We start from the raw sequence: 13,676 nt of genomic DNA on the forward strand, positions 1-13,676 counted from the left end.
TATATCATGAGAAACTTAAATTATATTATAATTTCTAATGATGATAGGAGAGGATTTTTCTGACAAAGTATATTATTATAACTGGTGGGGTAGTTAGTTCCATAGGTAAAGGTATCACTTCCGCATCTATGGGAAGAATTTTAAGATCTTATGGTTTAAAGGTTTCAGCTATTAAAATAGACCCTTATTTGAACTGGGATTCTGGAACACTCAATCCATATCAGCACGGTGAGGTATATGTAACTCATGATGGTATGGAAACTGACTTGGATCTTGGTCACTATGAAAGATTTTTAGATGTTGAACTCGATGGTTTGGCTAACATTACTACAGGAAAAGTCTATGAATCAGTAATCGCTAAAGAAAGAGAAGGCGGATACTTAGGAGAATGTGTACAGGTAATTCCGCACATTACTAATCGTATCAAGGAGATGATTAGGGAAAACTCTGAAAGCGCAGATTATGATGTGGTTTTAGTTGAACTTGGTGGTACTGTCGGAGATATTGAAAGCCAACCTTTCCTTGAGGCCTTAAGACAACTCAGAAATGAGGAAGGCCGTGAAAATGTCATGTTTGTCCATGTTACATTCATCCCCTACCTGAATGCAGCTGGAGAATTCAAGACAAAACCAACCCAACACTCTACAAAAGAATTGAGAAGTGTCGGTATCAACCCTGACGTTATTGTATGCAGGTCTCAGGAGCCTATTGATGATGCTTTAAGAGGAAAAATCGCTCACTTTTGTGATGTAGACTATGAGGCTGTTGTAAATACTCCCGATGCAGGTACGATTTATGAAGTTCCGTTGGTTTTAGAAGAAAACCATATAGGTGAATTTATAGTCAATAGAATCGGATTGGATATTGAACCTGATTCCTCTAAATTGGATGAATGGAGAGAAATTGTAAAATCCTTAAAGATAACCGAGCCTGTAGTCAATATAGGTATTGTAGGCAAATATGTCGAGCTTGAAGATTCATATATCAGTATTAGGGAATCTCTGCTTCATGCAGCGGCAAGCATCGGCGTCAAAGCCAACATTAAGTTCCTAAGCTCTGATGTTGATGAATTGGATCAGGATGTTATGAGCGAGTTAGATGGTATTCTGATTCCGGGAGGATTCGGAGAACGTGGTTTTGAAGGCAAATTGGATGCAGTTGAATATGCGATTGAAAATGATGTGCCTTTATTCGGAATCTGTCTTGGAATGCAGTGTATGGTAACCCAGTTTGCAAGAATCAATGGCTATCCTGGAGCAAACAGTTCTGAATTCGATGATAATTTGGAGTTCCCTGTTATTGATATGATGGAAGAGCAAAAGAAAATCAAAAACATGGGCGGAACTATGCGTCTAGGTTCTTATGACTGTAAAATCGTTGAAGGAACTAAAACCTTTGAGGCTTATGGTAAAATCGACATTGAGGAACGTCACAGACACAGATATGAAGTTAATAATGATTTCAGAAAAGATTTGCAGGAAAAAGGCTTGATCATTTCTGGAACCAGTCCTGATGACTTTTTAGTTGAAATCGTAGAACTTCCAAACCATCCATGGGCTATCGGTTGTCAGTTCCATCCGGAATTTAAGTCTAGACCTAATAGGCCACATCCTTTATTCAAATCATTTTTAGAAGCTATTAACGAGTTTTCTAAAAATTAATTTTCCTTTTTTTATTCAATTTTATATTTTAAAAACAATTTTACAAGCTTATTTTCTATCTAATTAATATAGTTTGAAGTTAAATAGAATAAACATGAATTTAACTGATATATTTTTGATTCAGATAGCTATTACGATGTTATTTTCCGTAATGGCTGCAATCTATGATGTTAAGAAAAATATTGTTCCGGATGAGTTGAACTATGTCCTGATATTTTTTGGCTTGGCCTCGAATTTCATTTTGTCGTTAATTTCAACTAACATTAAATTCATTTTAGCTTCAATTATTTCAATGGTAATTACCTATGCTATAACTTATATGCTTTGGAAATTAAATATGTGGGGTGGTGGTGATGCAAAATTATTCACTGCCATTGCTACAGTAATACCATCGGGCATAAATATCAATTTTTTAAACGTTTTTCCAAAGCTATCTATTTATCCGTTTTCATTCACCGTTGTAATCAACAGCATTCTTGTTTCATTTCCATTCCTATTGGTGTTTGTTACCCATCTGATTGTTAAGAATGAAATATTCAAAAGCAATGTCGATTTTCTATTCAATATTTTCAATGTGGAAAGCCTGAAATATATCACAAATTCAACCCTCAACAGATTAATTCCAATTAAAGATCTGGAAGAGGGAATGATAGTCAATAAGTATTATTTTGATGATGAATCCATTGTTGAACTATTGGGTGGGAGTGACGGCAATCTGAAAGTGTATAAGGCTAGGGATGGTGATGATTTTAAATATTATTTCAAGTCTCAGAGTGCCGGCGGAATTACAAATAAGGAGATGTGGCAGCTAAAAATAATGAACGCGCAGCATATCATCGAGGATAATATTTCCATTAAAGTTTCATTCCCATTTACTCCCGCAATATTGTTCGGATTGATAATAGCCATATTTTATGGGGATGTGATGATGCTGTTTACGAAGAGCTTATTTGCGGTGGTTTAGATGATTAAGGAAAACTCAGGCCAGGTCTCATTGGAATACCTTCTGATATTTTCAATCTCATTAATGATTTTGATGATTTTTACATTGCCATTGGCTGAAGAAGCAATTGAAAGCACTATGGATATATCCGATAGCTTAAATGCCAGGTCAGAAATGTCAAAAATCTCCCAAGCGGTTAAAGAGGTTTATGGCGAAGGTCAGGGATCGAAGCATAGCATTAATGTGAACTTAAATAAGAAAATTAAAATAACAGTTACAGATAATCATGTGTCGTGTAATCTAAACTTGAAAAGCAGTTCCAATAAGCAGATAAATGAATATTTTAACTCCAATATTAAGAAAACATCATTAACGCTTAATAAAGGGCCAAATACTCTAATCGTTGAATGGCCGATGAACAGTAAAAACATGGTAATATATAGGAAATAGTCATTCCATACAAAATTATTTTAACTATTACACTTTAATATTATAATGTAATAATTAGATGGCTGTGAATTTATGGATATTATAACAATGATTATTTACCTAGTTTTGTTTATTATAATAATGGTATTCGCATTTTCAATTGGAATGTTAAAACAATTCATGCCTAAAAGAGAAATCGTTCTTGTTCTCGTTGTAGCTTTTCTAATCGGAGCAATTGGAGGGGCATTTTTCCTTGATCCAATTTATGATGAGCTGCCTAATGTCGTAGGAGCCATTGAAAGAAACATGCCAAATAATGAGGAGACTCTGTATTTGGACCTGTCTTCATCCATCGATATAGATGAGCTGAAAGATAACTTATCTAATACTGAAGGTTTCAAGTCATTCAAAGAGGAGTCCATTACGATTCCGATGTGGACATTTAATGAGCGGGAACATAATTACTTTGAGGAGATTGTAGGAAATATAGATTATAACTATAAGGATTATAATATAACCTCTTCAGAAATTAAAATCTCTCTTGAGGACAATTATACTTCTTCTGAAGCGTTAAAATCTTTTTCAGATTGGTATAAGTTAGTTTACGGAGATACTATTTCATATGCACAAGTTCATGCCATTTTAGTTGTTGATTCAGCATCTTTAGACACTTTCGAACAGAATCTGCTTGACAAAGGCATTGTTGCAACCAACATTGAAGGACCTATTCAGGACACTGTGGACAATACAAACAGATCAATGTTATCAGACACTGAATTTACTTTATTCTGTGGAGGATTGGGTGTCGTTGCTGCGGTCTTAGGAATTTATATAGATTCTGTTGTTCCGGCATATAGAAGATTTAGAAAATTTGTAAATGATAAACGCAAACGGTAATCTCATGGATGTTGCAATCTTATTTTCAGGCGGTAAGGACAGTACTATGGCATTATTCAATGCTTTAGAGGCAGGAGAAAATGTAAGATATCTCCTTTCTATGAAGTCCAGGAATGACGAGTCATATATGTTTCATGTTCCCAACATCCATATCACTGATTTACTGTCACAGGCACTTGATATTCCAATCATTTCAGCCGAAACCGATGGCATTAAAGAGGAAGAGCTCAAAGATTTGAAAAGGGAATTTGAAAATCTTAAGAATTTAGGTGTTGAAGCCATATATACCGGAGCACTCTTTTCTGTTTACCAGAAGTCAAGAATCGAAAAATTATGTGCGGAGGTTGGCCTTAAAGCAGTGTCCCCCTATTGGCATGTTGATGAACTGGAATACATGAGGAAAATTGTTGCATTAGGTTTTAAGGTCATTATTTGCGGTGTCGCTGCATGGGGTCTGGATGAATCATGGTTAGGAAGAGTCATTGATGATGAAGCCATTGACGAGCTGGTTGAGATAAATAAAAAATATCAGGTCAACATTGCCTTTGAGGGCGGTGAAGCCGAAACATTGGCAATTGACGGTCCTATTTTTAAAAAGAGAATCAAAATAATAAAAGATAAAAAAGAATGGCATCTTGATAGTGGTGTGTATATTATCGAAGATGCAATTTTGGAAGACAAATAATCTACAAATCGATTTCGTCAAAATATTCATTGATTTTTTGGGAATAACTTTCCAAATCGCTTTCATTGATGATTAGTTTATCTGAAAGGGATATGACATTTCCAATGCCGAAGCCTAATTCCGCTTCATCTCTGGCTTTAAATTGACTATAATCACTTGGATCATCTTCTCTCATTCTATTTTTTAATCTTTCGAATCTTATAGCAGGATTTGCAAAGACGGATAATATGATAAAATTGTCAAATTCCTCTTTAAACATCTCCACTTCATGATGGCTTCTTATGCCTTCAACAACAACTGCATTGTCTATTCCTTCTTCTTGGAGTTTTTTTATTTTTTTAATAGTTAATTCAGAAACAATGTACTGTCCAAATTCTGCTCTTAAATTTTTTGCAGTTTCTTTAGAGCCTTCTCCTCTTTTTTTAGCTTCTTCACGTACAATATCTCCCATACTTACAAGTATTGCTCCTCTTTCAACTGCAATTTCAGAAATTGAAGCTTTTCCTGAACCTGGCATGCCAGATATTCCCATTACTCTCATCATATCACTCTTTAATTCTAATTTGTTCCAATGATTCCTTGAGATTTTCCTCATTATCAAAATCATTTACCATGTCAAGTAAGACTTTTTTGTCTTGAGTCTTTAAGTCTTCAGCTATTTTTGTCATAAACGGTATTGCGCGCACTATATTGTCCATAATAGAAACATCAGACATTTTTGATGTTCTGGAAAGCGGATTCAAATCGATAGTGATAATGTTCTTACCGCTTTTCTTCAGGATTTCAGCCCTGTCCCCATCTTCAAGTGGAATTAATATTGTGTCGGCAGCATAGATTCCTGTTTTGCTGGCTGTTGCCCTATTGTTTTCGATGCCGTCAATATATTCCATATCATCGTCGAGGGTTCCAAGGATATTTTTGTAGCCATGATCCTTGTATAACTGGGTTATTATTTTCACTCTCTCATCAGTTCTGTAGAAGAGGTTTATTTCAATCTTGGCTTTGATAACATTGGCCAATTCAATTATTTCATCAATCGCCAATGCTGTAGCGTTTCCATTAACTGAAATTACCGGATTATTTGATAAAAGTAAGGCTGCAACAGCAACATACATTGCTCTTTTTGCAGGATAAGTTGTTTTTTCACCGATTAGATAGTCAAAAGCCTCTCCTCTGCCGTGCGCTATTAGTGCAGAATCTGCCAAATATCCTTCTTGGGAAGCCTTAACCATTTTATCTCTTAGAACTAATGATTCATAACGAGGGTGTGATTTTGGTATCATGTTTTAATCTCCTTATTTCAAATCAATACTCATTTGGGCCAAATATCCTAAAAATGTTGTTATTAATAAGGTCAGTATAATCATAGAAATGAGGTGCAGGGGGTAATTCTGAATCATTAAAGGTTCGTGCTGAGGTATGATGAAGAAAACATAGTCACAAATCGCATCGATAATAATGAATATTACTCCTACTAAAAAACCTTCAATAACTTCATTTTTTTCAATATTTCTGATATAAAGTATTCCGAAAAATCCTGTTACAATTATTATAATTATTGGTACTACTATGTTGATGTTTGGAAGATTGTCAGTAAAAATCGGATTTAGGATTGATGTAAGAACATATGTCAAAAACCAAATGATTACTCCAAATATTATAGCTAATTTAATCTTCATAGTAAAACCTTAAAAATAACTACTAATATTTTTGGTTAAAAAATCATATAAAGTTTTCTAAGTTGATTTAATCTAATAATTTTCAGTTAATGTTAAAATTTGAAAAATAGGTTTTTTGGGATGTTAGGTAGTAGTATATTTTACTACCTAACAACTTGTTTTAACAAGCTTTTAGAGAAATGAATTTTAAAATTTGGCTGTTTAATCTATCTCTCCGGCTACTTTGTAGCCAATTATATTATTTGAAACTTGCCATATATAAATCTTATGGTATAATTTATAAAAATTCAAGTATACTTTACTAAAAAACTATATATTGCATGAATTTATAAAGTTTAATTGAATGACTTATGATTATAATATGGAAGAATATTTTAGAAACGCATTTTCCAGTTCAAAAAATGGTCAAAATCAAATTAATAATGTGGATTCCAGGAATAAATCATTTTCGCATTCCTATTACAAAGACCTAAAGGAAAAGTTATTAGTTAAATATGATAGTAAGTCACTGGATGATGTAATGAATTGCAGGTTGTCAAAGACTTCTTTTGGTGACGCTTTAAAAATCACCACAAAAGAGAAAATTGATTTTAATATCACAGATAATGATTTCATGCATCAAATCAATAATAATCTTAAGTTACTTCCAAGAGTTGGCCTCAAGACAGAGCAAAATCTTAAAGACAAGGGCTACACGACAATCGACTCATTAACGGACCACGATAAATATGGGGATATTGCCACAAAATTTCTGGATGAGATTGATGATATGTCATTTAGGGACATCATTGACTTGTTGGACAGCAACAGATATTCCAAGAGATGCAGGGATAATCTAGTCAAATGCATAAGTCTAGCAGACATCGAAAACTTTAAGTTCATGGATATAGAGACAAAAGGACTTTCCAATGTGCCCATAATATTAATCGGGATAGCTGAAATAAAAGGAAGCAATATTGTCGCTTCACAGTATTTCCTAAGGGATTACACTGAGGAACCGAATATTATTGAAGCTTACTTGTCTCACCTGGATGACGATTCCATTCATGTCACATTCAATGGCAAAACTTTCGATGTTCCATTTATTAAAAACAGATGCATATATAACCGAATTAATGCAGATATAGATTTGCCGCATTTGGATTTGATGTATTTTGCAAAGAATCTCTGGTCTGACGCGCTTCCAAATTGTCAGCTTCAAACGATTGAACGTGAAATTTTTGGAATAGAGCGTGAAGGCGACGTTCCAGGCCAATATATCCCGGGCTATTATGATACATATTTACTTGAAGATAATATCGGTCCGGTTGTGCCTATAATCGAACACAACTGCCAGGATATTATTTCGCTTGCTTACTTTCTGGAGAAAATGTATGAGGATGTAAATTAAAATGGGTTTATTTGATAGATTTAAAAGCAATGATAAAAAAGAAAAAAGGCAGAAAGTTAATTTGGATAATGTTGAGATAGATGAAGACCAATTGGAATTAAAGAAGATAGCCACCACTCATAAGGACAGATATAAAAGAGCGGAGGCTGCCGATAAAATAACTAATCAATTTGTCGCGCTTGACATGTCAAAAAATGTAAAGGACAGGGCCATTAGACTGATTTCAATAAACAAAGTTAAAGATCCCGATCTTTTAAGGGATGCGGCGGAAAATTCGCAGTTTTTTGATGTAAGAAGTTTCGCATGGGAAAGATTGGGCGAAAATAATAAGTCAATTGCCGAAATTGTCATAAACACTAAGAAAAATCCAAATGTGGATGCGATATTTAACAAGATAGTCGATGAAGAAACGCTAAAATGGATTGCAATTGAAGCGGATGACAAGAGATACAGAAATGAAGCTGTAGAAAAGATCAATTCGGAAGACATATTGTATGAATTGGTCTTCAAATCCAATGACAAATCTATTAGGAAATCAGCTATTTTAAAGGATACATTTGCTGATGAGGATATTCTCAAGAAAGTGGCCATTGAAGATAAGGATGAAGAAGTAAAAAGGGCAGCCATAGGCAAAATAGAAAATGAAGAGGATTTGGCCGAAATTGCACAAAATGAAGATAATGCAAAAGTCAGGTCTTTAATCTTTGATAAGATCAGCAATCCGGAAATCCTTAAAGACATAGTTTTGAAGTCTGAAAAGTCCGATGTCCGCCTAGATTTGGTGCCTAAATTGGATGATGAAGAATTGTTGGCTCAAATCGCTCTTAACGATGTTGACAAGATTGTTAGAAGTGAAGCAGTTAAAAAGATAACAGATGAGGATGTGTTGGCTAAGGTAATATCATCTGAAAATGACAGGTTTGTTCGCCAGATTGCAGTAAACAACATCAGCAATCCTCAAATCCTAACTAAAATCGCTATTGAAGATGAAGACCAGTTTGTAAGAAATCATGCAATATCCAATCCGGCTTTAGTCGATGAAAAGGATTTCGAATATATTGCCATTAACTCTACTGATGAAGAGATAGCCAATGAAGCCTTGAAACACATTACAGATGAGAAATCATTCATTGAAATATTGAAGAATGCAAAAATCGATTCAATAAGGAAATCCACTTTGGATAATATTTCTGATTTGGAAACTTTGATTAGGATTGTCCTTGCAAATGAGGATGAAGAGTTTTCCCTAAAGGCTTTGAATAAGATTAAGGTTGAAAAATGCTTGATGAAAATCTATGAACAGGGAATATCTGAAAACATATCGGTTAGGGCTGTTTCCCTTATTAAAGACCAAAATTATTTAACCGATGTAGCTAAAAATGACGAGTCCTGGAGGGTTCGTGAAGCGGCCACCAAAAAGATAATAAGTAAAAAAGTATTAAAGGAAATTTCACATAGCGATGAAAACGAATATGTAAGAAATGTGGCTAAAAAGAGGATGAATCTATAGATAGAATTCAGGCTCTTTTCTTTCACTGTTCGCTTGTTCGAATGCTGGTTTTTTAGATTCAAAAGCTTCTCCACTAAACTTACGTGCATCTTCAGGACAGATTGAAATGCATGCGGTGCATCTGGAACATAAATCCAAGTCTGTATCAACCGGATCATCATCCGGAATGGCCTTTTCCGGGCAGATTGAAACGCAATCATAACAGAAAGCACAGATTGCCTCATCACAGCTTATTTCAAATGGTAATTTTTTATAGTCAACATAAGGTTTGTTTCCAGGTATTTCAGCTTCTAAGCTTTCATTGGATTCTATTTTTTCCTGGCATCTCTTTCCAAATTCTTTTATTTTTTCGATGTCTGCGCTGTCAGGTCTTCCAACCGCAACGCCATCAAATATTGAGTGGTGGCTTATGGTTGATGCGGCAGCAATTACATTAAAGTTATTTTCCTTTAAAAGGTCTACCAGTTCAAGCAGCGCATCTGTTACATGTGCATTACCATAGTTCACGACAGCTATTGCGGGAGTGTTTTCCCCTTTAAATTTTGCCAGTCTTTGCCTTGCGGTTTTTGGAATTCTTCCTGCAAAAACAGGCATTCCTACGATGGCTATGTCATCACTGCCAAGTTCTTTATCTGAGTTGAAGTTTAATAAGTCATAACTGTCGCCGTCTTGGCTGAAAGTGCTGGCCAGTTGGTCGACTACTTCTTTTGTTGTGCCTGATGGACTGAAATATATTTTTGTTACATTTGACATACTCTCACCTATTTTAAATATTATATTTACAATCACTTAATAATTTCGGATATGATTTTTCAATTTTTTAATAGATTATATCATCTTTGTTTAATTTTTATTTTTAAATATTTTCTAAATCTAAACTATTTGATTTCATTTGAACCATTAAATCGTATTTGTTCATTTTTTAAAAACCTTTATATACTCATATTTACAAAATAGTATAGTAGGAAGATATCTTCCGGTCTATAAAAAGAGGTGAAAAAGTGAGTGATATTAAAACTGCAATGGTAGGAACACCATGTCAAATCCTGGCAGCTACAAAAATCAATAGATATGAGAAATACACTGGCGGCTCACCTATTGATGTAAAAATAGGGCTATTCTGCATGGAAAACTTTTCTTATTCCTATCTTGAGAAATATTTGAAAAGCCAGGGCATTGAATTGTATGAAGTAAAAGAATTTAGAATCGATAAAGGCAAATTCATTGCCTATCTGATTGACGGCAGCATATTTTCCATACCAATTGCAGAAACAGAACCATTTACTCGTAAGAACTGTCATGTCTGTACTGACTATACCTCTGATGTATCTGACATATCTGTAGGTTCAGTCGGTTCCCCTAAAGGATATTCAACAGTTATTGTCCGTTCAAGGAAAGGTCAGGAAATTATTGAGGATGCAATAAGCAAAGGTTATATAACAACAGAATACATGTCCAAGAAAGGCCTCGCCCTTTTGGAAAGAATTGCTAATCAGAAAATTTCAAGAAACACAAAACGCTATAAGAAAAGGGAAGCTGTTGCAAGGCCGGTATTGTCCAAAAGGGCGATAACTGAGGAAGAGTTCATAAGCGAATCAAGCCTCTGTCAATTTGAGAACCTTCAAAATGATGTAATCAGTGTCGGATCCTGTGTCTTGTGCGGAGCATGCGAATATGTTTGTTCGAAAGACATAATTCACATTAACCACAGAAAGCCTGTAGCAAAAGGCGAATGTGATGATGATTGCCATTCATGTTATTTTGCATGCCCTAGAACATTCGTAAGCGATAAGATCTATCCATCAGACATTGACGAAAAACCGCTTGGGGATTATCTTGAAATATATTCTGTCAAAGCGAATTCAATCATAGGTCAGGATGGTGGTGTAGTATCAGCTATTTTGGTATATCTGCTTGAAAATGGAATAGTGGATGAAGTATCAATCGTTGGCCAAGACAAAGATGCACCTTGGAGACCGGAATCAAAGCTCACCTCTTCTGTCCAAGATGTAATTATGGCCGCTGGAACTAAATACAGTACAACACCTATAGGATTTAAGGCTTTAGACAAATAGATATGTTTAATCACATATCTTTTCTTTTTTTTAATTACACCTAAACTTATTTATTTTAAGTTGGATAAACTATTTATTATATTCAAAATTTTTTTTGGTGATACGATGGAATTAATGAGAGAGCTATCTTTGGCACCGGGAGTATCCGGTTCTGAAGAGGAAATAGCTAAAATTATTACACGTGAATTGGAAGATGTTGCAGATAAAATTGAAAAAGACAGTATGGGAAACTTGATTGCCACAAAAAAAGGTGAAAAGAAGGCTCCTTCTGTCATGCTTGCAGCACACATGGATGAAATCGGATTGATGGTTAGATACATTGATGATAATGGATTCATTAAATTCTCAACTATTGGCGGAATAAACGACCAGATGTTGATGAACCAGACAGTAACCATACACTCATCAGTTGGAGAAGCTGTTGTAGGGGTAATCGGCTCAAAACCACCACATGTTACAAAAGCGGAAGAGAAAAACAAAGTCGTCAAGGCTGATGACATGTTCATTGACATCGGTGCAAAGGACAAGGAAGAAGCAGAAAAAATGGTCAGAATTGGAGATAAGATGACCTTTAATTCATTATTTGTCGAATATCCAAGCAATTTAATCATGGGTAAAGCTTTAGACAATCGTGTAGGTTGTTATGTAATGATTGAAGTCTTAAAAAGAGTAAATACAAGAGCTACCGTTTATGGTGTAGGTACAGTTCAGGAAGAAGTAGGTCTTAAGGGAGCAAAGACTTCTTCATTTAAATTAAACCCTGATTTGGCTATTGCGCTTGATGTAACCTTATCCGGAGACCACCCTGGAATCAAACCGGAAGAGGCGCCTGTAGTGATGGGCAAAGGTCCGGCAATCATCCTGGCGGATGCAAGCGGAAGGGGTATCCTGACCCAGCAATCCGTAAAGGACATGCTTATCAATGCTGGTGATGAAAATGACATTCCATACCAATTGGAAGTGAGTGACGGCGGAACAACCGACGGATCTGCAATTCACTTGACACGTGAAGGAATTCCAACAGGTGTTCTATCTGTTCCTACTCGTTACATACACACTCCTGTAAGCGTATGCAGTATGGATGATGTTGAAGCAACTATTAAATTGATTACTGAAGCTATAAACAATTTATAGCTTTAAATTTTCTTTTTTTTTAAAAAATAGTTTAGATAGATTATTTGAATCTATCATCGGATTTTTGTGATTTCGCTTTTTGGTGTTTGGTTTCAAACCAGCCGATTCTTAACTCATCGATTGTATCTTCGTATAGTTGAGGAACATACGGTTTGATGTCTAAAAGCGGTGTTCCGTCTAAAATATCAACATTCTCAACGAATACTTTATTTCCTTCGACTTTATTCAATTTAACTACGCTCATCCCAATATGGTTTGGTCTTTTTGGTGATCGTGTTGCAAATACTCCATGAGTGTTGTTGTCCATGAATGGCTTTACTTCAAGTTTATAACCTTCTACTTCGTGTAATAAATAAATCAAATGAATGTGTGAGAAGTCTTTCAAGTCTTTGAGACCATCAACATATTTATCTTTAATTTCTACTGTTCCTTTTATTCCTTTTGCACCTGTAGGTTGAATTGGCATGCCTTCAATCTCTTCAAATTCTGTATGGATTGTGCCAATTGATTCCATTTCGATTTTCATAGTATTTATTTTCGATTTGTTTTTTTATAAAATTTTCTAATTCATCTATAAATTAAATTTTGAAACAATATGAATTTCGATAAAATATTATATAAATTATTTAAAATTATTATATTTTAATTTAAATGACTATTTAATTTTATTTTATTGTATATTACTTAATTATTTATTTATAATTAAAAATATTGTATTTTAATTATTTAAAAATATATCTTTTTAATTTTTTATATCGATATGAAGCATTTTCAGTAATCGTTTTCAAAAGTCTTATTTTCTCAAAAATCGAAACATTTATATACAATTCGATACAATGTTGTATTGTCAAAAACATATTGATGTGAAATTATGAAACTTAGTGCAAGAAATCAATTAAATGGAAAAATTACAAATGTTGAACTTGGTGCTGTAATGGCTAACATTAAAATTGAGGTAAGTGAACCTTCTATTATTACTGCAGCCATTACAAAAGAGTCTGTAGAAAAGTTAGGTTTAACTGAAGGCGATGATGTATGTGCAATCATCAAATCAACTGAAGTAATTATAGGAAAATAGTTAAATATTAAACAAAATCATATATTATATTAAAGGATGTGAAATAAAATGCAACTCAGTGCTAGAAATCAATTAAATGGTAAAATTACAAATGTCGATCTTGGTGCCGTAATGGCTAACATTAAAATCGAAATCTCAGAACCTAATGTTATCACTGCTGTTATTACTAAAGAGTCTGCTGAAAAATTAGGTTTA

At 34.3% G+C, this 13,676-nt stretch carries 16 protein-coding genes; 11 read left to right on the forward strand and 5 right to left on the reverse strand.

Features of this window, described 5'->3' with window-relative positions:
• Window positions 1–59: 59 nt before the first annotated feature.
• From pyrG to ACJMLD_RS01400, 5 genes are all read left to right on the forward strand, one after another.
• Window positions 60–1,661 carry a glutamine hydrolyzing CTP synthase gene (pyrG, locus tag ACJMLD_RS01380; RefSeq protein WP_405267292.1) on the forward strand — a complete coding sequence of 534 codons (1,602 nt, stop codon included), beginning with the start codon at window positions 60–62 and terminating at the stop codon, window positions 1,659–1,661.
• A 94-nt stretch (window positions 1,662–1,755) separates the two neighbouring features.
• Complete coding sequence (locus tag ACJMLD_RS01385; RefSeq protein ID WP_405267266.1) at window positions 1,756–2,625, forward strand: prepilin peptidase; 870 nt, start codon at window positions 1,756–1,758, stop codon at window positions 2,623–2,625.
• A complete protein-coding gene (locus ACJMLD_RS01390) occupies window positions 2,626–3,054 on the forward strand; it encodes a class III signal peptide-containing protein (RefSeq protein ID WP_405267268.1) in 429 nt (142 codons plus the stop codon).
• Between the two features lie 120 nt (window positions 3,055–3,174).
• Window positions 3,175–3,930, forward strand: a complete 756-nt coding sequence (locus tag ACJMLD_RS01395) for a hypothetical protein (RefSeq protein WP_405267270.1) — start codon at window positions 3,175–3,177, stop codon at window positions 3,928–3,930.
• Window positions 3,931–3,934: 4 nt separating this feature from the next.
• Entirely contained in the window at window positions 3,935–4,615 is a 681-nt protein-coding gene (locus ACJMLD_RS01400) for a TIGR00289 family protein (protein WP_405267294.1), read from the forward strand.
• 1 nt (window position 4,616) lies between these two features.
• On the opposite strand, the gene ACJMLD_RS01405 is transcribed toward ACJMLD_RS01400, so the two are convergent.
• Genes ACJMLD_RS01405 through ACJMLD_RS01415 form a run of 3 tightly spaced genes read right to left on the reverse strand, consistent with a single transcriptional unit; the run spans window position 4,617 to window position 6,294 of the window.
• Entirely contained in the window at window positions 4,617–5,156 is a 540-nt protein-coding gene (locus ACJMLD_RS01405; protein ID WP_405267272.1) for a nucleoside monophosphate kinase, read from the reverse strand.
• Between the two features lie 4 nt (window positions 5,157–5,160).
• Window positions 5,161–5,898 (reverse strand): 4-phosphopantoate--beta-alanine ligase, encoded by a 738-nt coding sequence (locus tag ACJMLD_RS01410; RefSeq protein WP_405267274.1) that lies wholly within the window; start codon window positions 5,896–5,898, stop codon window positions 5,161–5,163.
• Between the two features lie 12 nt (window positions 5,899–5,910).
• Entirely contained in the window at window positions 5,911–6,294 is a 384-nt protein-coding gene (locus ACJMLD_RS01415) for a hypothetical protein (RefSeq protein ID WP_405267276.1), read from the reverse strand.
• Between the two features lie 343 nt (window positions 6,295–6,637).
• On the opposite strand from ACJMLD_RS01415, the gene ACJMLD_RS01420 reads away from it, so the two are divergent.
• Both ACJMLD_RS01420 and ACJMLD_RS01425 read left to right on the forward strand, forming a co-directional pair.
• Window positions 6,638–7,684, forward strand: coding sequence for a ribonuclease H-like domain-containing protein (locus ACJMLD_RS01420; RefSeq protein ID WP_405267278.1), 1,047 nt, complete (start codon window positions 6,638–6,640; stop codon window positions 7,682–7,684).
• Window position 7,685: 1 nt separating this feature from the next.
• Window positions 7,686–9,194 (forward strand): HEAT repeat domain-containing protein, encoded by a 1,509-nt coding sequence (locus ACJMLD_RS01425; RefSeq protein ID WP_405267280.1) that lies wholly within the window; start codon window positions 7,686–7,688, stop codon window positions 9,192–9,194.
• Here ACJMLD_RS01425 and ACJMLD_RS01430 read toward each other — a convergent pair.
• Complete coding sequence (locus tag ACJMLD_RS01430) at window positions 9,189–9,947, reverse strand: 4Fe-4S binding protein (protein ID WP_405267282.1); 759 nt, start codon at window positions 9,945–9,947, stop codon at window positions 9,189–9,191. The genes ACJMLD_RS01425 and ACJMLD_RS01430 overlap by 6 nt on opposite strands.
• Window positions 9,948–10,195: 248 nt before the next feature.
• Between ACJMLD_RS01430 and ACJMLD_RS01435 the strand changes: the two genes are divergently transcribed.
• Both ACJMLD_RS01435 and ACJMLD_RS01440 read left to right on the forward strand, forming a co-directional pair.
• The gene (locus ACJMLD_RS01435) at window positions 10,196–11,269 is read left to right on the forward strand and encodes a Coenzyme F420 hydrogenase/dehydrogenase, beta subunit C-terminal domain (RefSeq protein WP_405267284.1); all 1,074 of its coding nucleotides are present in this window, start codon (window positions 10,196–10,198) and stop codon (window positions 11,267–11,269) included.
• A 105-nt stretch (window positions 11,270–11,374) separates the two neighbouring features.
• Entirely contained in the window at window positions 11,375–12,403 is a 1,029-nt protein-coding gene (locus ACJMLD_RS01440) for a M42 family metallopeptidase (protein ID WP_405267286.1), read from the forward strand.
• A gap of 40 nt (window positions 12,404–12,443) precedes the next feature.
• Here the strand turns inward: ACJMLD_RS01440 and tsaA are convergent, their stop codons facing one another.
• The gene (gene tsaA, locus ACJMLD_RS01445; protein ID WP_405267288.1) at window positions 12,444–12,929 is read right to left on the reverse strand and encodes a tRNA (N6-threonylcarbamoyladenosine(37)-N6)-methyltransferase TrmO; all 486 of its coding nucleotides are present in this window, start codon (window positions 12,927–12,929) and stop codon (window positions 12,444–12,446) included.
• A 345-nt stretch (window positions 12,930–13,274) separates the two neighbouring features.
• On the opposite strand from tsaA, the gene ACJMLD_RS01450 reads away from it, so the two are divergent.
• Both ACJMLD_RS01450 and ACJMLD_RS01455 read left to right on the forward strand, forming a co-directional pair.
• Window positions 13,275–13,481 carry a molybdopterin-binding protein gene (locus ACJMLD_RS01450; RefSeq protein WP_405267290.1) on the forward strand — a complete coding sequence of 69 codons (207 nt, stop codon included), beginning with the start codon at window positions 13,275–13,277 and terminating at the stop codon, window positions 13,479–13,481.
• 48 nt (window positions 13,482–13,529) lie between these two features.
• Window positions 13,530–13,676 (forward strand): molybdopterin-binding protein (locus ACJMLD_RS01455; protein ID WP_405267296.1); only part of this gene is annotated, 147 nt, incomplete at its 3' end.

Origin of the sequence: Methanobrevibacter sp., assembly GCF_045112895.1 — an archaeon.
Taxonomy (GTDB): Archaea; Methanobacteriota; Methanobacteria; order Methanobacteriales; family Methanobacteriaceae; genus Methanocatella.